Source organism: Marinomonas sp. PE14-40 (assembly GCF_051623805.1).
In the GTDB taxonomy this organism is placed as follows: domain Bacteria; phylum Pseudomonadota; class Gammaproteobacteria; order Pseudomonadales; family Marinomonadaceae; genus Marinomonas.
Map to the genome: position 1 here is coordinate 3,979,136 of NZ_CP130700.1, position 18,182 is coordinate 3,997,317.

General features: G+C 43.6%; 16 protein-coding genes. 12 read left to right on the plus strand and 4 right to left on the minus strand.

Features of this window, described 5'->3' with window-relative positions; translation table 11 throughout:
- Positions 1-11: 11 nt before the first annotated feature.
- From Q0A08_RS18395 to Q0A08_RS18410, 4 genes are read left to right on the plus strand one after another with little or no spacing between them, the layout of a single operon-like run.
- Complete coding sequence (locus tag Q0A08_RS18395; RefSeq protein WP_438462923.1) at positions 12-1,046, plus strand: TRAP transporter substrate-binding protein; 1,035 nt, start codon at positions 12-14, stop codon at positions 1,044-1,046.
- 38 nt (positions 1,047-1,084) lie between these two features.
- Entirely contained in the window at positions 1,085-1,570 is a 486-nt protein-coding gene (locus Q0A08_RS18400; RefSeq protein ID WP_009832950.1) for a TRAP transporter small permease, read from the plus strand.
- Positions 1,564-2,841, plus strand: a complete 1,278-nt coding sequence (locus Q0A08_RS18405; protein ID WP_438462924.1) for a TRAP transporter large permease — start codon at positions 1,564-1,566, stop codon at positions 2,839-2,841. Before Q0A08_RS18400 ends, Q0A08_RS18405 begins: the two co-directional genes overlap by 7 nt.
- A gap of 1 nt (position 2,842) precedes the next feature.
- Positions 2,843-3,595 (plus strand): M15 family metallopeptidase, encoded by a 753-nt coding sequence (locus Q0A08_RS18410; RefSeq protein WP_438462925.1) that lies wholly within the window; start codon positions 2,843-2,845, stop codon positions 3,593-3,595.
- A gap of 98 nt (positions 3,596-3,693) precedes the next feature.
- On the opposite strand, the gene Q0A08_RS18415 is transcribed toward Q0A08_RS18410, so the two are convergent.
- Positions 3,694-4,545, minus strand: a complete 852-nt coding sequence (locus tag Q0A08_RS18415) for an SDR family oxidoreductase (RefSeq protein WP_438462926.1) — start codon at positions 4,543-4,545, stop codon at positions 3,694-3,696.
- A gap of 131 nt (positions 4,546-4,676) precedes the next feature.
- Here Q0A08_RS18415 and Q0A08_RS18420 point away from each other — a divergent pair, with 131 nt between their 5' ends.
- Positions 4,677-5,573 (plus strand): LysR family transcriptional regulator, encoded by an 897-nt coding sequence (locus Q0A08_RS18420; RefSeq protein WP_438462927.1) that lies wholly within the window; start codon positions 4,677-4,679, stop codon positions 5,571-5,573.
- Between the two features lie 205 nt (positions 5,574-5,778).
- On the opposite strand, the gene Q0A08_RS18425 is transcribed toward Q0A08_RS18420, so the two are convergent.
- From Q0A08_RS18425 to Q0A08_RS18435, 3 genes are all read right to left on the minus strand, one after another.
- Positions 5,779-6,582 (minus strand): LuxR C-terminal-related transcriptional regulator, encoded by an 804-nt coding sequence (locus Q0A08_RS18425; protein ID WP_046018723.1) that lies wholly within the window; start codon positions 6,580-6,582, stop codon positions 5,779-5,781.
- Between the two features lie 139 nt (positions 6,583-6,721).
- Positions 6,722-8,110, minus strand: a complete 1,389-nt coding sequence (locus Q0A08_RS18430) for an aspartate aminotransferase family protein (RefSeq protein WP_438462928.1) — start codon at positions 8,108-8,110, stop codon at positions 6,722-6,724.
- 278 nt (positions 8,111-8,388) lie between these two features.
- Positions 8,389-9,108, minus strand: coding sequence for a GntR family transcriptional regulator (locus Q0A08_RS18435; RefSeq protein ID WP_438462929.1), 720 nt, complete (start codon positions 9,106-9,108; stop codon positions 8,389-8,391).
- Positions 9,109-9,328: 220 nt separating this feature from the next.
- Here Q0A08_RS18435 and Q0A08_RS18440 point away from each other — a divergent pair, with 220 nt between their 5' ends.
- The 7 genes from Q0A08_RS18440 to Q0A08_RS18470 all read left to right on the plus strand — a co-directional run bounded on the left by Q0A08_RS18440 (position 9,329) and on the right by Q0A08_RS18470 (position 18,175).
- Entirely contained in the window at positions 9,329-10,666 is a 1,338-nt protein-coding gene (locus Q0A08_RS18440) for a glutamine synthetase family protein (protein WP_438462930.1), read from the plus strand.
- Between the two features lie 297 nt (positions 10,667-10,963).
- Entirely contained in the window at positions 10,964-12,061 is a 1,098-nt protein-coding gene (locus Q0A08_RS18445) for a polyamine ABC transporter substrate-binding protein (RefSeq protein ID WP_438462931.1), read from the plus strand.
- 249 nt (positions 12,062-12,310) lie between these two features.
- Entirely contained in the window at positions 12,311-13,471 is a 1,161-nt protein-coding gene (locus tag Q0A08_RS18450; protein WP_438462932.1) for an ABC transporter ATP-binding protein, read from the plus strand.
- Positions 13,468-14,424 carry an ABC transporter permease subunit gene (locus tag Q0A08_RS18455; protein ID WP_438462933.1) on the plus strand — a complete coding sequence of 319 codons (957 nt, stop codon included), beginning with the start codon at positions 13,468-13,470 and terminating at the stop codon, positions 14,422-14,424. Before Q0A08_RS18450 ends, Q0A08_RS18455 begins: the two co-directional genes overlap by 4 nt.
- Positions 14,424-15,245, plus strand: coding sequence for an ABC transporter permease subunit (locus Q0A08_RS18460; RefSeq protein WP_438462934.1), 822 nt, complete (start codon positions 14,424-14,426; stop codon positions 15,243-15,245). The genes Q0A08_RS18455 and Q0A08_RS18460 overlap by 1 nt, the downstream gene beginning before the upstream one ends.
- 67 nt (positions 15,246-15,312) lie before the next feature.
- On the plus strand, positions 15,313-16,047 hold the full coding sequence (locus Q0A08_RS18465) for a glutamine amidotransferase-related protein (protein ID WP_438462935.1): 735 nt from the start codon (positions 15,313-15,315) through the stop codon (positions 16,045-16,047).
- 151 nt (positions 16,048-16,198) lie between these two features.
- Entirely contained in the window at positions 16,199-18,175 is a 1,977-nt protein-coding gene (locus Q0A08_RS18470; RefSeq protein ID WP_438462936.1) for a HAMP domain-containing methyl-accepting chemotaxis protein, read from the plus strand.
- The last annotated feature ends 7 nt before the right edge of the window (positions 18,176-18,182 follow it).

Below are 18,182 nucleotides of genomic sequence, written 5' to 3' on the forward strand. Positions count from 1 at the left end.
AGGAATCTAAAATGACGATTATAAAAAAAGTGTTTGGTGCAACTAGCGTGTTCAAATCCCTAGCTTTAGGCGCCGCACTTTCAACCCTATCTCTTGCGGTTAGTGCTCAAACCATCAACTTGAGTTACAACGGCGCACCAGATGCGAATAAAAATGCGGTACACCTTTTTGCTGAAAACTTGAAAACCCTAGTGTCAGAAAAAACACAGGGCGAGTTAGAGCTAAAACTATACCCAAACAGCATGTTAGGAAATGAAGAGCAACGTATGGAGCAGGTATTAAATATACCGAGTTTGAACATTGCTTCTTTTGGCGGCATCTCACCTTTATTCCCTGAGATTTTTGTCAGTGCGATTCCTTTTATGTTCAGCGACTTTGATAAAGCCCGTGAATTTTTTGATAAGGGTGACTATTGGAAAGCGGTGGAGAAAGACTTTTACGCTCGTACAGGAGGACACCTTTTAGCGGTAGTCGAAGAGGGTGGGTTACTGGCTTTTACGAATAACAAAAAGCCAATTAAGTCCCCTAAAGATTTTGATGGTCTAAGGTTTCGTGCCATGGATAAAAGCCAAGTTGCGCTTTACAACGCATTTGGTGCATCCGGTACACCGATTCCATGGACTGATGTTTATATGGGGCTAAAAATGGGGGTCGCTGATGGGCAAATGAACCCACCTATGTACATCATTTTAGGTAGCCTATACGAAGTACAAAAATACCTAACGCTGGCTAATATTCAGTATTCTGATCAGTTCTTGGTGGGTAATGATGAGCTTCTTAATAGCTTGTCTTCATCTGAAAAAGCGGCTTTATTAGAGGCGGTAAAAGAAGCTAACGACATGAACCGTAAGTCAGTTGAAAGTAAGGTAAATGAGCGTATTGCTTACCTAGAAGAAAAGGGCATGCAGGTTTATAGGCCAACCGCTGCTGAACTAGAAGAGTTTCGCCAAGTTGGCCAACCGTCTTACTTCCAGTGGTTGAAAGATGAGGGCATAGACCAGAAATGGGTTGATCTTGCTCTAAAAGATGTTGGTTTTAATCAGTAATTTATTTGGTTAGGCGCTTCGGCGCCTTTGAGGCTGTTATGACCTTAGATATTATCCGTTCAGGTATTTATCGCCTGTTAATGTCTTTATCCAAGACGATACTCGCTTTAAATGTGTTACTGATACTCTACAGCGTGTTTACCCGCTATATTTTAAACTCTGCACCTATCTGGTCGGATGAGCTGTCAAGGTACGCCATTATTGCCAGTGTCATGCTGATTATGTCTTGTGCCTATGTGGACGCAAGGCATATGAAGGTGTCCTTTCTGGAAGAAATGGTCAATGATTTTACCCGCCGTTTGATTAAATATTATCAGTGGTTTGTCGTGTTAGCGGTCGCTTTATTCTTTACCTTTATTAGCACTAAGTACTCTTTATCCATGGGGCGTTTCACCAGTATGGGCTTAGGCGTCAGTAAAACCTTACCTCTTCTGAGTATGCCGATTGGTTTTGCCGCTTTATTTTTAATGGTGTTATTACAAGGACCTTTTCCAACTAAGAAAAAAGAGGATGAGGCATGTTAACCGCCATTATTATTACTTTTTTAATTAATATCCTGCTGGGTATTCCGCTTTATATTTGTCTGATTCTCGCCTCGTTAGTTGGCTTTTATTTTGTCGATTTCTCTCTTGCATATCGCATGGTGCCTCAGCAATTTTTTGGCGGCATAGACTCTTTTGCGCTCATGGCGATCCCGCTCTTTATTTTGGCGGGTAACCTGATGAACTCTTCAGGCTTAACCTCTCAGCTCATCCGCTTGGCTAATTCTTTGGTTGGACATTTACGTGGCGGTCTAGGTTATGTGAATGTGGTTTCCAGTGTCTTCTTTGCTGGCGTAAATGGCTCAGCAGTGGCTGATACTTCTGCCTTAGGTTCTTTGTTAGTGCCTGCCATGAAAAAAGAAGGTTATGCCACCAGTTATGCGGCAGGGTTAACCGCCGCTAGTTCCTTAATTGGGCCTATCATTCCGCCGAGTATTTTTATGATTCTCTATGCGTCATTAACAAATACATCCGTGGGGGATTTGTTTTTAGCAGGTGTGATTCCCGGCCTATTGTTAGGCGGCGCCTTTATTGTGATGAACTATCTCTATGTGAGAAAGGTAGGTCTTAAAAGCCAAACAGATAGATCCAGTCTGAAAGGCGTCTTAATTGCGCTTTGGTATTCTGCCCCAGCATTGCTGGCGCCTTTTATCATAGTTGCCAGTATCGTATTTGGGTTTGTGACACCCACTGAATCAGGTGCACTGATTGTGGCCTATGCGCTTTTGTTAGGCTTGCTAAACCGAAGTCTATCTTTGAAAAAGATTGGTGAGGCGATCGCAGATACCGCGATTTTAACTGGCAGTATCTTTGTCATTATTGCGGCATCTTCTGTGGTGAGTTGGTTATTAGCCTATGCTCAGTTACCTTCAGAGTTAGCACTTTTATTAGCGCCCTTTAAAGAAAACCCAACCACAGTGTTGCTCATTATTAGCTTGATGACTTTCTTTATTGGCATGTTGATGGAAGAGGTTTCCGCACTCATGCTGCTGACCCCCGTTTTCTTTCCTGTGGCAATTGCCTCGGGTATCGATCCTATCCATTTTGGTGTCGTGATAACCGTGAATATCACTATCGCCTTGATCACGCCACCTATGGGAGCTTGTGTCTTTGTGGCAGCAGCGGTCAGCAAACTGGATATTCTTGAAATGTTTAAGAGTATTTGGCCCTTTGTGTTAGTGGCAATTTGTGCCCAAATTCTGGTGATATCTTTACCTAGTTTAACCTTGTTCTTACCAGGTGTTTTTAATTGATATGAAGCATTTAATAGAGACGCCAATCCCGAGTACCTCAGAGTTTTCTTGGGAGCTTTATAAAGAGATTCCGATACTTGATACGGGAGAGGATTTAATCCCCTTAAGCACATCGGATCGACTCGTGACTTATCCTTTTTACGCAAAAATGGGCATAGCCACCGCCATGCCAGAATGCTTTGTGCGAGAAGGGGTATTCGAAAAGTTACATCAGGCAACCAAGCTTATCCCGTCGAACGTTAAGATAGTGGTGTTAGATGGCTGGCGTCCTTATTCGGTACAGCAGTACTTGTATGACACCCTGATGAATATTCTGAAGAAGAGTTTCCCAGATCACTCTGAAAGCCATTTGCATGAAAAAGCAAAGCGGCTCGTTTCGCCACCCAGTGCAGATGTTAAATCACCTAGCCCCCACCTTACGGGAGGTTCGGTAGATGTGACCTTGTGTGATGAAATGGGGCGTTTTTTAGAGATGGGCACTCATTTCGATGAAGCCAATGAACGCTCTTGGACTGATGCCCTTGAAACCGAAGAGGGTGATAAAAGCAGGGCAAAAGAAAATCGACGCATCCTGTATCACGCCATGTTAGAGGTGGGGTTTACTAACCTGCCCAGTGAATGGTGGCATTATGATTTTGGTAATCAGTTATGGGCCTATCGAACAGGCAAAGAAGAAGCTCTCTATGGATCAACTCGCCCAAGGGACATTATTAAGCAATGGGAAAGCGAGATAGTAGAGAACAAATTTATTTGAATTTAGGTTAAGCATCCTAATGAATTTTAGTTAGGTTTACGCCACGCTTTTTTACCCAAAAGCGTGGCGTTTTTTTAGGATAAAAGCCTTAAGAGTCTTTAAAGAGCGGCTTTAATCGAATCCTGAATCATGATGGTTGGACGGCCAATTAGCTGGCTTAGAGTGTGGCTATCGTCGAACAAAGCCCCTTCTAGCATTAGCGCATCAGAGTCTGCCAATACCGCTGCAAAGCCTTCAGGTAAACCAATTTCTACTAACATAGCGGTATAGTCTGCTTCACTTAAACCTTGATAAGCAATAGCTTGACCTGTCTGCTTAGCAATCTCAGCGGCGTAGTCTGCTTGAGTAAAGGCTTGATCACCTGCTAGTTCATATACCTTGCCAATATGAGTTTGTGAGTCGGTGAGTACAACTGCAGCGGCTTCGGCATAATCAAGGCGAGATGCTGGGGTGATTTTACCTTCACCACCGGCACCCACAACGGCTTTGTGCTCTAGCACAGCCGCAATGTTGCCTGTGTAGTTCTCGTTGTACCAGCCATTGCGCAGAACAGTCGCAGGGATACCTGAGTCTGTAATCGCTTGCTCTGTGACCTTGTGCTCTTGAGCTAAAATCATTTTTGATGTGTCGGCTTTTAGCAGGCTGGTGTAAGCCAAAAAGCTCACTTTCGCTTCTTTTGCTGCATCGATAACTGCTTGGTGTTGCGGCGCTCTTTGGCCTACTTCACTGCCAGAAATCAATAATAGCTTGTCTACGCCTTGTAACGCAGTTGCTAGCGTATCAGCTTGGTTATAATCCGCTTTACGTACCTGAACCCCTTGTGCTTTAAGTGCCTCTGCTTTTTCTGGGCTACGTACTAACGCAATAACCTGATCCGCAGAAACGCGCTTAAGTAGTTCAGCAATAACCAATTGGCCTAGTTGTCCATTTGCACCTGTTACAGCAATCATAATTTTCTCCGCAATATTTTATTTAAAGTGTTAAGGCTGATGCTTTTGGGCTCGCCCTAGTAATGCAGCAAAGTATGGGGAATAATGATTGTGTCGAATAGAGGGTTAAAACCTAATGGAGTGTTCGGGTTTTGAGTACAATTGATTTTTCACATCTTAAGCATATGGCGATCTTTGTCACAGTAGTCGAAGCAGGCAGCTTTGCTGCAGCCGCTCGTAAGCTTCATTCCAGCCGATCTAGAGTGAGCGAACAGGTTGCTCAGTTTGAAGCCGCTGCTGGTATGCGCTTATTACATAGGTCAACACGCCAACTGGCTTTAACCTCAGAAGGGGAGAAGGTGTATGCCAAGGCGAAAATGCTGCCTCAACTTATCCATGAAATAGAAGCCGTTGCGTCCCCCGCCGAGCCAAGCGGCCGCGTGGCGATTAGTACTACCCATGATATTGCGATTAAGCATCTGATCCCTGTGTTGAATGAATTTCAGCGACGCTATCCTAAAGTACAAGTTGATCTGATTATTTCGGATCAGAAGATGGACCTTATCGCCGAACAAATCGACATGGCGATACGTATTGGCTTGCCGAATGACGATTCCTTGATTGGCCGCGTCATGTATGAAGAACGCTCTACCTTATATGCAAGCCCTACTTATCTTAAAGAGCATGGTATGCCTAAAAGCATAGAGGAACTTGCTCAGCATAAATGGATATCTTTGACTCAAATGAGCCAAAACGGCGAGCAAAACTTACAACATGAAGAGCAGCATTATCACTTCACCCCAAGCCATTATCATCAAACTAACTCACCTTTAGTCGCCCAAAGCATGACACTGGCTGGCCATGGTATAGGTGTGCTTTTACCTCTGACAGTGAAGGAAGAATGTAAGGCGGGGCTACTTGTGCCGATTGGATTGGGGATGAGTGCTTTTAGTGCTGTTTTTACCCTAGTTTATCCGTCCAGGCGACAGGTTCCGGCTAGGGCTAGAGTTTTAATAGACTATCTTCTTGAGGTACGTATGTTTGGCTGAAAAGCTTGTCGTATCTTATGAGTTGAATTCGCGGTGATTTTTGAGGTTGTTTTCTTTGTTCTTTTCCTCGGTGCTTCCAAAAGCGATCTGAGCGAAGGTCAGGCAAGGCAAGTTGCGACGAAAAAGCGGAGCTTATCGTGATAAGTGAGCATTTTGAGAAGTAACTTAACGCAGCATGGCCGATGATCAGGCGTTTTCCCCCAAATCAATGAGAGTCAAGCTCGTTAAGATGTGCGAGGAAGAGGGTAAAGATCTCCGACTGCGTCGAGGTATCGAGTCGAGTATGTATATTCTTCCTATGTACTTTAACTGTGCCTAAACTAATATTTAGTTGGTTAGCGATCACTTTCGATGAGTGGCCTTGTAATATAAGGCCTGATATCTCTTGTTCGCGCTTTGTGAGTATGCCTCGACCAAAGCTGCTGAGGGCTTGTTTCATGACGCTGTCGGACTTTTCGTACTGCACATATTCATGGGATTGAGATAACCAGAATTGTCTCACTAGGGAGGCAATAACAGGGAAGATATCCTGTAGGTGGTGCATCTCATTACGTGTAATTGTGCCTAGGCTGGTTTTGCGATTTAGGGAGATAGCAAAGGTGACTTTTTCGTCGAGATGTATGATGAGATTGACCTCATCCACTAGGTCAAAATTCTTATAACAGGTTTGGTAATACTCTGTTTGATCAAAGGAGTCTGGGGCGATTTCGGCCAGTCGGCTCACGCCTTCATTCGCACCGCTTTGTATCTTGTTGAAAAGCGGGTCCAAGATAAAGGCTTTATTAATATATTGGTGCAAGGTTGGGCTTTGCTCAGCCGGGTCAGTAGGGAAGAGCATAATCGGCTTAAAAGACTTTTTATAAGTCACCATGAGGGCACTGTTAAAGTGGCATTGGGTCTCTAAAAAATCGGCTAGGGCTTTAGGGAAACTACGCAGGCGGATATGGTCAATGAGTGCGGCAAGATCCTTATGTAGGGAGTCATTGTCTTGAGCGTATCTGTTATGCATGGCAAGTTTCTCGTTATGACTTTGAGTGTATAAGCCGTTAAGTCCTCCCTTTACTATAACGGCTTTTTACAAAATGGGTGTTCTCCGTGAATGGCGTCCTGCCATTCATCTTCTATGATACTTCTGATAACGAGTAAGTTTAGCGATCTCTTACATCCGACAAGGTTAGGTTAAAGCAATGGCGTGCTTTTTCGCATAACTCGTCGACTTCTTCATGGCTAATGACAAGGGGTGGTGATAGCACCATACGGCTGCCTACGGCACGCATAATTAAGCCGTTTTCAAAGCAGTGATCACGGCAAATTAAGCCAACATCCACATCATCGCCGAAGAAGGTTTTACTGTCTTTATCTTTTACTAGGGCAATACCTGCAACGAGCCCAACCCCTTCAATATGACCAACAAGCGGGTGGTTTTCTAAGACATTTCTAAGCTGCTTTTGAAAGTAAGGGCCTATGTCGTCTTTCACATATTGCACGATATTCTCTTGCTTCATCAGGCGGATATTTTCCAATGCGACAGCCGCAGCAACAGGGTGGCCTGAATAAGTATAACCATGGTTGAAATCATCATCATGGGCGAGCAGTGTTTGGCTAATACGTTTTCCTACTGCCACAGCCGCAATCGGAAGATAGCCAGAAGACAGGCCTTTTGCCATGGAAATAATGTCTGGCTTGATATTAAAGGTATCGCTACCAAACCAACCGCCGGTGCGGCCAAAACCACAGATAACTTCATCGACTGCCAATAAAATATCGTACTTTTGACAAATTCTTTGAATCTCAGGCCAGTAACTTGCTGGTGGTACTATGACTCCGCCAGCCCCTTGGATAGGTTCTGCAATAAAAGCGGCAACGCGATTGACGCCAAGGGCGATAATCTTTTCTTCTAGTGCTTGAGCACAGACAAGGCCAAACTCTTCTGGGCTCATATCGCCCGCTTCGCCATACCAGTAAGGTTGGCAGATACGTTCGATATCAGGTACTAAAGGCGCACCTTGTTTATGCATGCCACTCATGCCGCCTAAGCTTGTGCCAGCGAGTGTACTGCCGTGATAGGCATTTTCACGGCTGATGATAATGCTTTTTTCAGGCTGTTCTTTTAGCACCCAATGGTGCCTTACTAGGCGTAAAATGGTATCGATCGCTTCTGAACCTGAGTTGGCAAAAAAGATGTGATCCAAGCCTTCAGGTGTAATGCTGGCAATTTCTTTCGCTAGTTTCGCAACAGGTAAGTGGGTAGTTTGGAAGAAGGTATTGTAAAAAGGTAGTTGCTGCATTTGCTTAGTGGCAGCATCCACTAACTCTTGGCGACCATAACCCATGTTGACGCACCAAAGTCCAGCCATACCATCTAGCATCTTATTGCCATCTTGATCCCACACATAAATGCCTTGGGCTTTATCGATAACACGAGCGCCCTTGTCATTGAGTGCTTGGCTATTGGTAAAGGGGTGAAGGTGGTGTGTGGCATCCATTTCCTGCACATCTTGTCTGCTAAAAGTTGTTTGATCATTGAGGTCTAGCATCACTTACTCCTTGGGCAAAGCCGCACAAAGGCTGTTGTTGTTTTATTCTGTTATCAGGCAAAAGTCAGTCTGGTGCTTGGTAACTATTGAAAATTTTTGATGATTATTTAATCTAATCCATTTTCATTTTGTGATCACAATATTTAAAAGTCAAACAAAAATATAGAAAAACTGAATCGGTCTCATGCTGTTTTTACACTAAATAAAGAGAGGAAGTGGAGAATAGAGGGAGGGTTTAGGTAGATGAAAATAAAGAAAACAAAGCCGTAAAAGAGGCGTTAATTACGGCCTGCGTAGGCACATTCTTCAATAAAGTGGTGAAGCCTTTCTGGGGTGGAAACAAAGGCAATCCCTTCACGAATATCGGCATTGATAGCGAGCTGTAATGCAACGGCATCTTTGTTTTCTATGGCTTTCATTGCTTCGTCATGGCGGTCTATCACATAGTGCTCCTCTAGATGACGGCTAGCCAAACTTAAAAATGGTCCAAGCTGTAACCAAAGGCTCTCGATGAGAGGCATGCTAATTTGATGTGGGTTAGCAGTGTAAAGCGCACGATGAAAGTCTTGGTTTAATAGGTTGATCCTTTCTAAGTTACCTTCTTCTTGAGCCGCATCAATAAGTCGATCTAATTCTCTCAATTCCTTTAATTTAGGGCTGTCTATATAAGGTAAGGCGCGAGAAGCTGCATGAGATTCGAGTGCCATTCTGGCTTCACAAAGTTCAGTGAACTTCATTGCCGTCATGTTAGGTACCATGACACGACGATTATCTTTTATCTCTAATGCATTCTCCGTTGCTAATTGACGCAGTGCTTCACGTACAGGCATAGGGCTAACCCCTAATATGCCAGCGAGTTCTCGGATGGTGAGTGCACGCCCAGGTAAGATCTGCCCATTCATTACGGCATGGCGTAATGTTTCATATACCCATTTAGAGATAGTTACACTCTCATCTCGTTCAGTTAAGGTAAATTTTATCGGTGATTTCTTATCCATGGTTTTTATATTTCTGGCTAAATTTCATCATATTCTAAAACGATCATGCTATTGGTTGAATCTTTATTTTGAATAAATAACAGATGATGTCCAATATTACATAAAAGCTTTTGCTTAGTGTATTTGTGATCACGAAAGTAGTAGTGTGAATTATAACATTACAAAATGACATAAATTTGCGCACTCATGCTGCGACAAAGATTATTAGAGAGAATCTAAAATGCCTGTTCATAGCGAAAAAGAATTCGATCTGTTTATTACTGATTTAAACGGTAACTTACGTGGTAAGCGCATGCCTGCCAATTCAATCAATAAGGTGATGGAAGAGGGGGTTAAGCTACCTCGATCTGTGATCGGTTTTGATTTTTGGGGCGATGATGTGCTGGACAATGGTTTGGTATTTGAAACCGGTGACAGTGATGGTATTTGTATGCCAGTTCATGAAGAGCCTATTCCTGTTTCTTGGGCAGAGTCCCCGCGAGCACAAATACTGGCCACCATGTTTAACCCAGATGGAACCCCTTTTGGCGCTGATCCAAGGCAGGTATTAGCAGGTGTTGTTGATAAGTTTAAAGCGCTTGGTTTAACGCCAGTGGTGGCGACTGAGCTTGAATTTTATTTGATGGATGCAAAATCCGAAGAAACTCAACGCCCTCAGCCTCCGGTTCTCGTAGAAGGTCATGGCCGTCGTTTAATCGAAACTGACTGCTACTCTATTGATGAAATGGATGGCTTATCCTCTTTCTTTACTGAAGTAAGAAAAGTCTGTGAAGAGCAAGGCGTACCGGCTGACACCATCATATCTGAACTTGGACCGGGTCAGTTTGAGATTAATCTAGAGCATGTTGATAATCCTATGCTAGCAGGTGATCAGGCGATTATGTTTAAACGTCTTGTCAAAGGCCTAGCGCGTAAACATGGCCATCTTGCTACCTTTATGGCGAAACCTTATGCCAAGAAGAGTGGTAACGGCTTCCATGTGCATTTCAGTCTGTTAAATGAAGCCGGTGATAATGTGTTTGATAATGGTGGCGAAGAGGGCACTGATGTTCTTAAGCATGCTGTTGCAGGTTTGATGCATACCATGGCTGATAGCATGCTAGCGTTTGCGCCCCATATGAACTCATATCGTCGCTTTATGGTAGGTGCTCATGCACCAACATGTGCCAGCTGGGGTTATGAAAACCGCACTGTCGCGATTCGTATTCCAGATAGCCCAAATGTGGCTCGTCGTATCGAACACAGGGTGTCAGGTGCGGATGCTAACCCTTACCTTGTGCTGGCAACCATTCTTGCTGGTGCTCTTTATGGTATCGAGAATAAGCTGATGCCACCTTCTCCTATCACGGGTGATGCCTACACCGAAGTGAACCCAGCGCTGGTGCTGCCTAATAAGTGGGACGATGCCACAGAGAGCTTCTTTAAGAGTGATGTACTAAGAGAATATTTAGGTGAAGAGTTTGTCCGTGTTTTTACGGCTGCTAAACGTCAGGAGCAGAGAAAACTACATGAACAGATTTCAGATATCGAGTACGAGTCTTACCTAGGATATTTATAAAAAACGCCCTGAATAGCTATTTATTCTATTTAACTTGTTGAAATATAATGGCTTTTCAAAATACCCTTAAAGGGGTATATAGATACAGATAGGGCTGGCGTAAATTTAATACTGCAGATGAAGAGTGTTAAAGAAGAGAGGCAATAAAGTTTCTCTTCTTATAAAAAAATAAAAAAAATCGATGTTTTGATGAGCTAGATATGGAAGGAGAAGCCTGAGCCTTTCTTGGCCTCATTGTTGCTTTTAAATCATCATATAAATTGCGTAGCTAAGGCTACACTAATTGGAGAAATTAACATGCATCATAAGAAACTTGGCTTAGCTGCCGCTCTTACTTTAACGCTGACAGCGCCAATGACAATGGCTAAAGATACGGTTGTGAACATCTACAACTGGTCTGATTATATTGACCCAGCCATTCTAGAAAAATTCGAAACTCAAACCGGCATCAAAATTAACTATGATGTGTATGACTCTAACGAAGTGCTTGAAGCTAAGTTGATGTCTGGTTCGACAGGTTATGATGTTGTTATGCCAACAGGATCTTTTTTAGAGCGCCAAGCACTTGCTGGCGTATATGCTGAAATTGATCGAAGCCAGTTAAAAAACATTGGCAACCTAGATGTCGAAATGGCGGGCAAAGTGGCATTACACGATGCAGGTAACAAGCATAATGTGCCTTACACTTGGGGGACGATTGGTCTTGGTTACAATGTCGATATGGTTAAGGCACGTTTAGGTGACATGCCAGTGAATAGCTGGGACCTAGTGTTTGACCCTACTATTGCAGCAAAACTGTCTGATTGTGGTATCAGTGTTTTAGATTCACCTGCTGAAGTGGTTTCAGTCGCATTAAATTATCTAGGGCTTGATCCGAACTCTGAGAAAAAATCTGATCTTAAAAAAGCGTCTAAGCTAATCGCAGCATCGCGCGGAAGCTTCACCAAGTTCTCTTCTTCACAATATATTTCTGATCTAGCTAATGGCGAACTGTGTGTCTCTATGGGCTACAACGGTGATGTGCTGCAATCTCAAAGCCGTGCGGTTGAAGCTGACCAAGGTATTAATATTAGCTACATCATCCCAAAAGAAGGCTCTTTGGTATGGTTTGACTTGATGGCGATTCCAGCGGATGCACCACATAAAGAAGCAGCCCATAAGTTTATTGATTTTATCCTGCAGCCAGAAAACGCAGCAGGCGTGTCTAACTATGCTTTCTATGCGGTACCTAATAACAAGGTTGAGCCTTACTTATTAGAAGAAGTGAAAAATGACCCATCCATCTACCCAACGGATGAAGTTAAAGAAAAGCTTTTCACTCAAAAAGCACACTCTGTGAAGTTTGACCGTTTATTAACTCGTGCTTGGACTAACATTAAAACAGCACGTAATTAGTAAATCAGGAGGGAGGCGAAATAGCCTCCCTTATTTTTCCTAAACATTGAGATAACTAATTGTCTTGGAAATAAAAAGTTTGTTAACTTTATAACGAGCAAGCGTCACTGAATGACTAGCTAAGTGTTTATCCGTAAATATTTAGTTAGAGATTCCGTAAGCAGTATTTCATCTTCGACAGGCTGTTGTTCAAGCCAGTGTGAATGCTGTTAGAGCCATAAATATAAAAAGATTAATCGAGGGTTTGCCATGTCTTTCTCTGAGCAGATTGTGCCCAGTTCAACGTCAGCTGAACAGCTACCACTTTGGAAACAAGAGGGTGCTGAGCCATTTTTACGGATAGAAAATATCACCAAAAACTTTGGTGAGTTCAAAGCAGTGGATAATATTTCACTGGATATCTATAAAAAAGAGCTTTTTTGTTTATTAGGCGGCTCAGGTTCTGGAAAGAGTACTTTATTACGTATGTTGGCTGGGTTCGAAACGCCGACAAGTGGTCGTATCCTGATTGATGGTGTGGACATGGCAGGTATTCAGCCATGGGAGCGTCCCGTTAACATGATGTTCCAATCCTATGCGTTATTCCCTCACCTTTCTGTTGCTGACAATGTGGCCTTTGGTCTTAAGCGTGAAGGCGTTGCAAAAGCAGAAATCAAAAAACGTGTGGAAGAAATGCTAGGCATGGTCCAGCTTGGCCACCTTGGTAAGCGTAAACCGCATCAGTTATCGGGTGGTCAAAGACAACGTGTGGCACTTGCCCGAGCTTTGATAAAACGCCCTAAGCTTTTATTGCTTGATGAACCCCTTGGTGCCTTGGATAAAAAGCTGAGAGAAGAAACGCAGTTTGAGTTAATCAATATACAAGAAGAGTTAGGCGTCACCTTTGTGGTGGTAACCCACGACCAAGAAGAAGCCATGACGCTTGCGACCCGCATTGGCGTAATGAATCAGGGCATCATAGTTCAAACCGATGAACCGCATGATGTGTATGAGTATCCAAACAGTAAGTTTGTGGCGGACTTTATCGGTTCGGTTAACATGTTTGAAGGTAAGGTGATTCAAGACGAGCCAGACAGCGTGCAGATAGATTCGAAAGAAGCGGGCACTACCTTGTTTGTGAATCACGGTATTAGCTGTGCACCTGATCAGATTGTTAATGTGGCGATTCGTCCTGAAAAGATTCGAATTACGAAGAAAGAGCCAGAAGAAGGTGTAAATTGCATACAAGGTATCATAGAAGAAATCGCTTATATGGGCAGCCTTTCTGTCTTTAGAGTGCGATTAGCATCAGGTAAAGAAGTCAGGGTGACTCAGCCTAACTTCACTCGCAGTATGGGCGACAGATTTACTTGGAATGATGCAGTCTTTTTACACTGGGATGAAGATAGCAGCGTGGTACTTACATCATGAGCATGTCCTTAGGTTCGGCTGTGATGGACCGCATGGCAGCCAAGTTGCAAAAATATAACTTCGTGAAGAAGGTGAACTGGGGGCGAGTCGTTGTTGCTGGTATCCCGACTTTTTGGCTAGGTCTCTTCTTCTTTGTGCCTTTTCTTGTCGTCTTTAAAATCTCGCTAACAGAAGCGGCGATTGCGATTCCGCCTTACTCCGAATTATTAGATTGGGATCTGGAAGAAGCCTATATCTCCATCAAGATAAACTTAGGTAATTACCTGTTTTTATTCGAGGATGACTTTTATCTTGATGCGTATTTAAGTTCGGTAAAAATCGCTGTGTTATCGACTTTCTTTACCTTGTTAGTGGCTTTTCCTATTGCGTATGCCATCGCAAAATCAGATGGCTCTACACGTGTTTTGTTATTGGCTTTAGTGATTTTGCCTTTTTGGACCTCTTTCCTTTTAAGGGTTTACGCCTGGATGGAGTTCTTGAAAAAGAACGGCATAGTGAACGAATTCTTACTGACAATCGGCATCATAGATGAACCACTTATCATGTTGCAGACTGACTTTGCTGTTTATATCGGTATTGTTTATACCTACCTGCCTTTCATGGTTCTGCCCTTATACAGCGCCTTGGAAAAAATGGATGGCACCTTGTTAGAAGCCGCGCAAGATTTGGGAAGTAAGCCGACTCAAAGCTTCTTCTTAGTCACCTTACCTTTGGCGATGCCAGGTGTGATTGCCGGCTGTGTCTTGGTCTTTATCCCTGCGGTGGGTGAGTTTGTTATTCCTGCACTGCTTGGTGGTGCGGATACCTTGATGATAGGTCGTGTGCTTTGGGATGAGTTCTTCCTCAACCGTGATTGGCCTATGGCGTCGGCAGTTGCCATTGTGATGCTGGTGGTCTTGGTCTTACCCATAATGTTGATTCGTAATTCTCAGGGCAAAGGGGAGGCAGTCTAATGCAAACTAAATCACGCTTTTTAACCGTAACGGCAGGTTTAGGTTATCTGTTTTTATATGCACCTATCTTCTCTTTGATTATCTACAGCTTTAACAAATCTAAGCTGGTAACTGTCTGGGGTGGCTGGTCATTAAAATGGTATAGCGAGCTGTTTGAAAATGAACAGATCATTAATGCGGCTCTATTAAGCCTGAAAATCGCCTTTATCAGCGCTACCTTGGCGGTAGTACTTGGCACCATGGCTGGTTTTGTTTTAAGCCGCTTTGGTCCTTTTAAAGGCAAGATGATTCTTTCTGGTTGGGTAACCGCGCCTTTGGTCATGCCTGAGGTCATCACAGGTTTATCATTACTCTTATTATTTGTGGCAATGGAAGGTTTGTTTGGCTGGCCATCAGGTCGTGGCACGCTGACCATCATTATTGCCCACACGACTTTCTGTTTAGCCTATGTGGCTGTGATAGTGCAGTCACGTTTAGCTTCTATGGATGAAACCTTAGAAGAAGCGGCGATGGACTTAGGGGCGAAACCTGGTTCACTCTTTTTCTTGGTGACCTTGCCTTTGATCATGCCTGCCATTATTTCAGGTTGGCTGTTGTCTTTTACCTTGTCTTTGGACGATCTGGTTATCGCTAGCTTCGTATCAGGTCCAGGTAACAGCACCTTGCCTATGGTTATCTTCTCGAAAGTGAGATTAGGGGTAACACCTGAGGTTAATGCGTTAGCGACCTTGATGATAGCGGTTGTGGCCATTGGTGTATTAGGTGCGATTTACCAGATGCGTCGACAGGCAACACTCACCGTTAAGCTAGATGAAAAATAGCATAGGGTTAGGTTAACCCAGTGCGAAAAAGTAATGAAAAATAGGTTTTAAGACAGGTACTTCCCAAATGGTTAAGCAAATAAAAATCGGTATTTTGGCAACAGGCATCACACCGGATGAGTTATTAGAAAAACATGGTTCTTATGCAGACATGTTTGTGGCTTTATTTGATCAAGTGGCGACTGATTTTGAGTATCAGGTATTTGATGTTCGAGAAGATCATTTCCCGGATGATGCTATGCAATGTGATGCTTGGGTGATTACTGGCTCTAAGTTTAATGTTTATCAAAACACCCCATGGATGTTGCGTCTTAAGAGTTTGATTCTTGAAATCTCAGTGACAGGTCGCCCTATGGTTGGTATCTGTTTCGGTCATCAAATCATTGCCGATGCGTTTGGTGGCGTGGTTGATAAACACCCTGATGGTTGGGGTGTTGGCTTACATGCTTATCAATTAACGTCTGGGGCTGACTTTATTCAAGGTGCGCCAGAGTCTTTTGCCATTAGCGCCATGCATCAGGATCAAGTTTTAGCGTTGCCTAAAAATGCCAAGGTCTTCGCTGAGTCCGAATTCTGTCCTTATGCGGGTCTCGTCTATGATGATCAAATCTTAACGTTTCAAGCTCATCCAGAATTCAACCTTGAGTATGAAGATGAGCTGATCGACCTAAGAAAAGGTGACGTCATTCCGCTAGACGTGTGTGAAGTCGGTTTGACCCAAGTTCGTGAGAAAGGGGCCGCAACGGACTCCGTCATGATTGCCCATTGGATGGCTGACTTTTTACGACTGCGAGCGAGCTAGCCGTATAAACCAACAGACTAAATAGCTTAACTCATCTATTTAGTCTGACTCTCGTACCAATCCCCAGATAAACCTTCAGCTTAATTAGGACCAGTATTTCCTTGGTTAGGGATACGGCCGCTTAAAATGCCCAAAAAGGCAGGAGTCACAGATGAAAATGAGTGTCAGCCAGCGCATTATTATCACTATGGGAAGTGTCCTATTTTTATTTCTCGTGACGTCTTTTGTGTCATTTAAAAGCTTCAATCAAGTGAGTGAAACGGTGAATGCCGTGGTGAATGACAGTTCGCCACGCATGTATATGAGTGCCAATCTAGAAACCAATTTAGCCCAAACCAAGTACTTATTATTGGCCTTTTTGCATCAGGATACCGAAACGGACGAAACGCAGAATGTGGCTCAGCAACTGCAGAATTTAAACGACAAGTTCACCGCTAATTTTGACAGCTTGGCAAACCTAACCGATGGGGAGCAGATCAATGAGATTAAAGCCTTAACTCATACCATGTTCCAACATGCTCAGAGCATGATAAATGAGCGTCAAAAATTTAATCAGGCCAAAGCCATCATGGCGGAACAGGATGAAGAGTTTCGCTATTTAGTGGATGAACTGCCTTTCACCATAGAAGACTTACTGCATGAAGAATACCGCCTTAATTATTTACAGCTACTAAAGCCGATACATAATGATATGGCGTTTTTGATCAATAAAGTCATGGCAGTGCTTGAGTCTGAGCTGACGGATGTTGAGCGTATGGCAGAGGTGAAAAAATATGCCGAACGCATTAATGCCAAAATCCAAGAATTAAAGGCGCTGGACACTGACGCTTATGAGTCTGTGATTGAAATTTGGCAGCCGTTTGAAGCCCAGCTTTTTGAACCAAATTTAACCCTAATGTCGCAGCTTAAAGCCCAGCAAGCCTTGGCAGAATCAAGTTCACTGTTAGTAAAAATAGAAGGTCTGGTTGCGCAGAATAGTGTGAAAATAGCAGATTTCTCTAATGGCGCAGCTATCCATGCGGATACCTTAGCGAATGAGACAGCAACCAGTGTCAGCCAAGGTAAACTTTTACTCATTTTAGGGGCTGTACTGGCGGCGGTGTTATCCTTGTTACTTGGTTTTACCTTAGTGCGTTATATACAAACTTCGCTAAAGCGTGTGGTTTTAGGTATGTCTCATATGCGTGAAGGGGATCTAGTCAGTCAGGTAGAAGAAAAAGGCCATGATGAGCTAACCCAGTTAACGCAAAGTAGTAATGCCTTGTCCCGTGAATGGCGTAGCCTTGTTAAGCAGATTCTAGATACAGTTACCGCCGTTCATACCAGTGCCAATACTAGTCGTGATATAAGCCATACAAGCCTGACAGGTGTAGAGCAACAGAGTATGCAAAGTGCGCGATTAGCTGCTACGGCAACACAGATGGAAGCCAGTGCTTTAGATGTGGCTCAGCATGCTAAAACTACCTTAGAAGAAGCCGAAAAAGCCCAATCAATTTTGCAAAATAGCCATCAAAGCTTGATTGCAAACAGTGAACAAATTCAGACCTTAGCGAATCAAGTGGATATGGCGATGGCAGAGGTGACCAGCCTAAAACAAAACAGTGATGCCATTAGTAATATTATTCATGTGATTAAAGAAATAGCCGAACAAACTAACTTGTTAGCCTTAAATGCTGCCATAGAAGCGGCACGAGCGGGAGAAAGTGGACGAGGTTTCTCTGTGGTTGCCGATGAAGTAAGAAGCCTCGCTAACCGCACCCAAGGTTCGATTAGTGATATCGAAGCTCGGGTGGCAAGTTTGCAATTAGGGGCAGAAAAAACAGCAAAAAGCATGGTGTTCTGTACCGAACAGTCGCAATCCTGCAGCCAGAACCTGTCACAGAATACGCAACAGTTGGTACAGGTTTTAACGTCTGTTAGCCAGATGCGAGACATGAATGCTCAGGTGGCCAATGCGACCGATGAGCAGAAACTCACAGTGGCTGATATCAGCCAGAGCCTTAGTCAGATCAATCTCATCATGCTGGAAAGCAAAGAAGGCGCAGAACAGGCCAGCGCTCAAGGTGATGGCCTGTTAAGTTTGTCTGATGAGTTATTAGCCTTGGTGAAACGTTTTAAGGTTGCTTAAAACGCTT

What these genes read in the sequence shown, in the direction of transcription:
- Q0A08_RS18395 (WP_438462923.1), top strand. Translation starts at nt 12, where the DNA reads ATGACGATTATAAAAAAAGTGTTTGGTGCAACTAGCGTGTTCAAATCC.
- Q0A08_RS18400 (WP_009832950.1), top strand. Translation starts at nt 1,085, where the DNA reads ATGACCTTAGATATTATCCGTTCAGGTATTTATCGCCTGTTAATGTCT.
- Q0A08_RS18405 (WP_438462924.1), top strand. Translation starts at nt 1,564, where the DNA reads ATGTTAACCGCCATTATTATTACTTTTTTAATTAATATCCTGCTGGGT.
- Q0A08_RS18410 (WP_438462925.1), top strand. Translation starts at nt 2,843, where the DNA reads ATGAAGCATTTAATAGAGACGCCAATCCCGAGTACCTCAGAGTTTTCT.
- Q0A08_RS18415 (WP_438462926.1), bottom strand. Translation starts at nt 4,545, where the DNA reads ATGATTGCTGTAACAGGTGCAAATGGACAACTAGGCCAATTGGTTATT.
- Q0A08_RS18425 (WP_046018723.1), bottom strand. Translation starts at nt 6,582, where the DNA reads ATGCATAACAGATACGCTCAAGACAATGACTCCCTACATAAGGATCTT.
- Q0A08_RS18430 (WP_438462928.1), bottom strand. Translation starts at nt 8,110, where the DNA reads ATGCTAGACCTCAATGATCAAACAACTTTTAGCAGACAAGATGTGCAG.
- Q0A08_RS18435 (WP_438462929.1), bottom strand. Translation starts at nt 9,108, where the DNA reads ATGGATAAGAAATCACCGATAAAATTTACCTTAACTGAACGAGATGAG.
- Q0A08_RS18440 (WP_438462930.1), top strand. Translation starts at nt 9,329, where the DNA reads ATGCCTGTTCATAGCGAAAAAGAATTCGATCTGTTTATTACTGATTTA.
- Q0A08_RS18445 (WP_438462931.1), top strand. Translation starts at nt 10,964, where the DNA reads ATGCATCATAAGAAACTTGGCTTAGCTGCCGCTCTTACTTTAACGCTG.
- Q0A08_RS18450 (WP_438462932.1), top strand. Translation starts at nt 12,311, where the DNA reads ATGTCTTTCTCTGAGCAGATTGTGCCCAGTTCAACGTCAGCTGAACAG.
- Q0A08_RS18455 (WP_438462933.1), top strand. Translation starts at nt 13,468, where the DNA reads ATGAGCATGTCCTTAGGTTCGGCTGTGATGGACCGCATGGCAGCCAAG.
- Q0A08_RS18460 (WP_438462934.1), top strand. Translation starts at nt 14,424, where the DNA reads ATGCAAACTAAATCACGCTTTTTAACCGTAACGGCAGGTTTAGGTTAT.
- Q0A08_RS18465 (WP_438462935.1), top strand. Translation starts at nt 15,313, where the DNA reads ATGGTTAAGCAAATAAAAATCGGTATTTTGGCAACAGGCATCACACCG.
- Q0A08_RS18470 (WP_438462936.1), top strand. Translation starts at nt 16,199, where the DNA reads ATGAAAATGAGTGTCAGCCAGCGCATTATTATCACTATGGGAAGTGTC.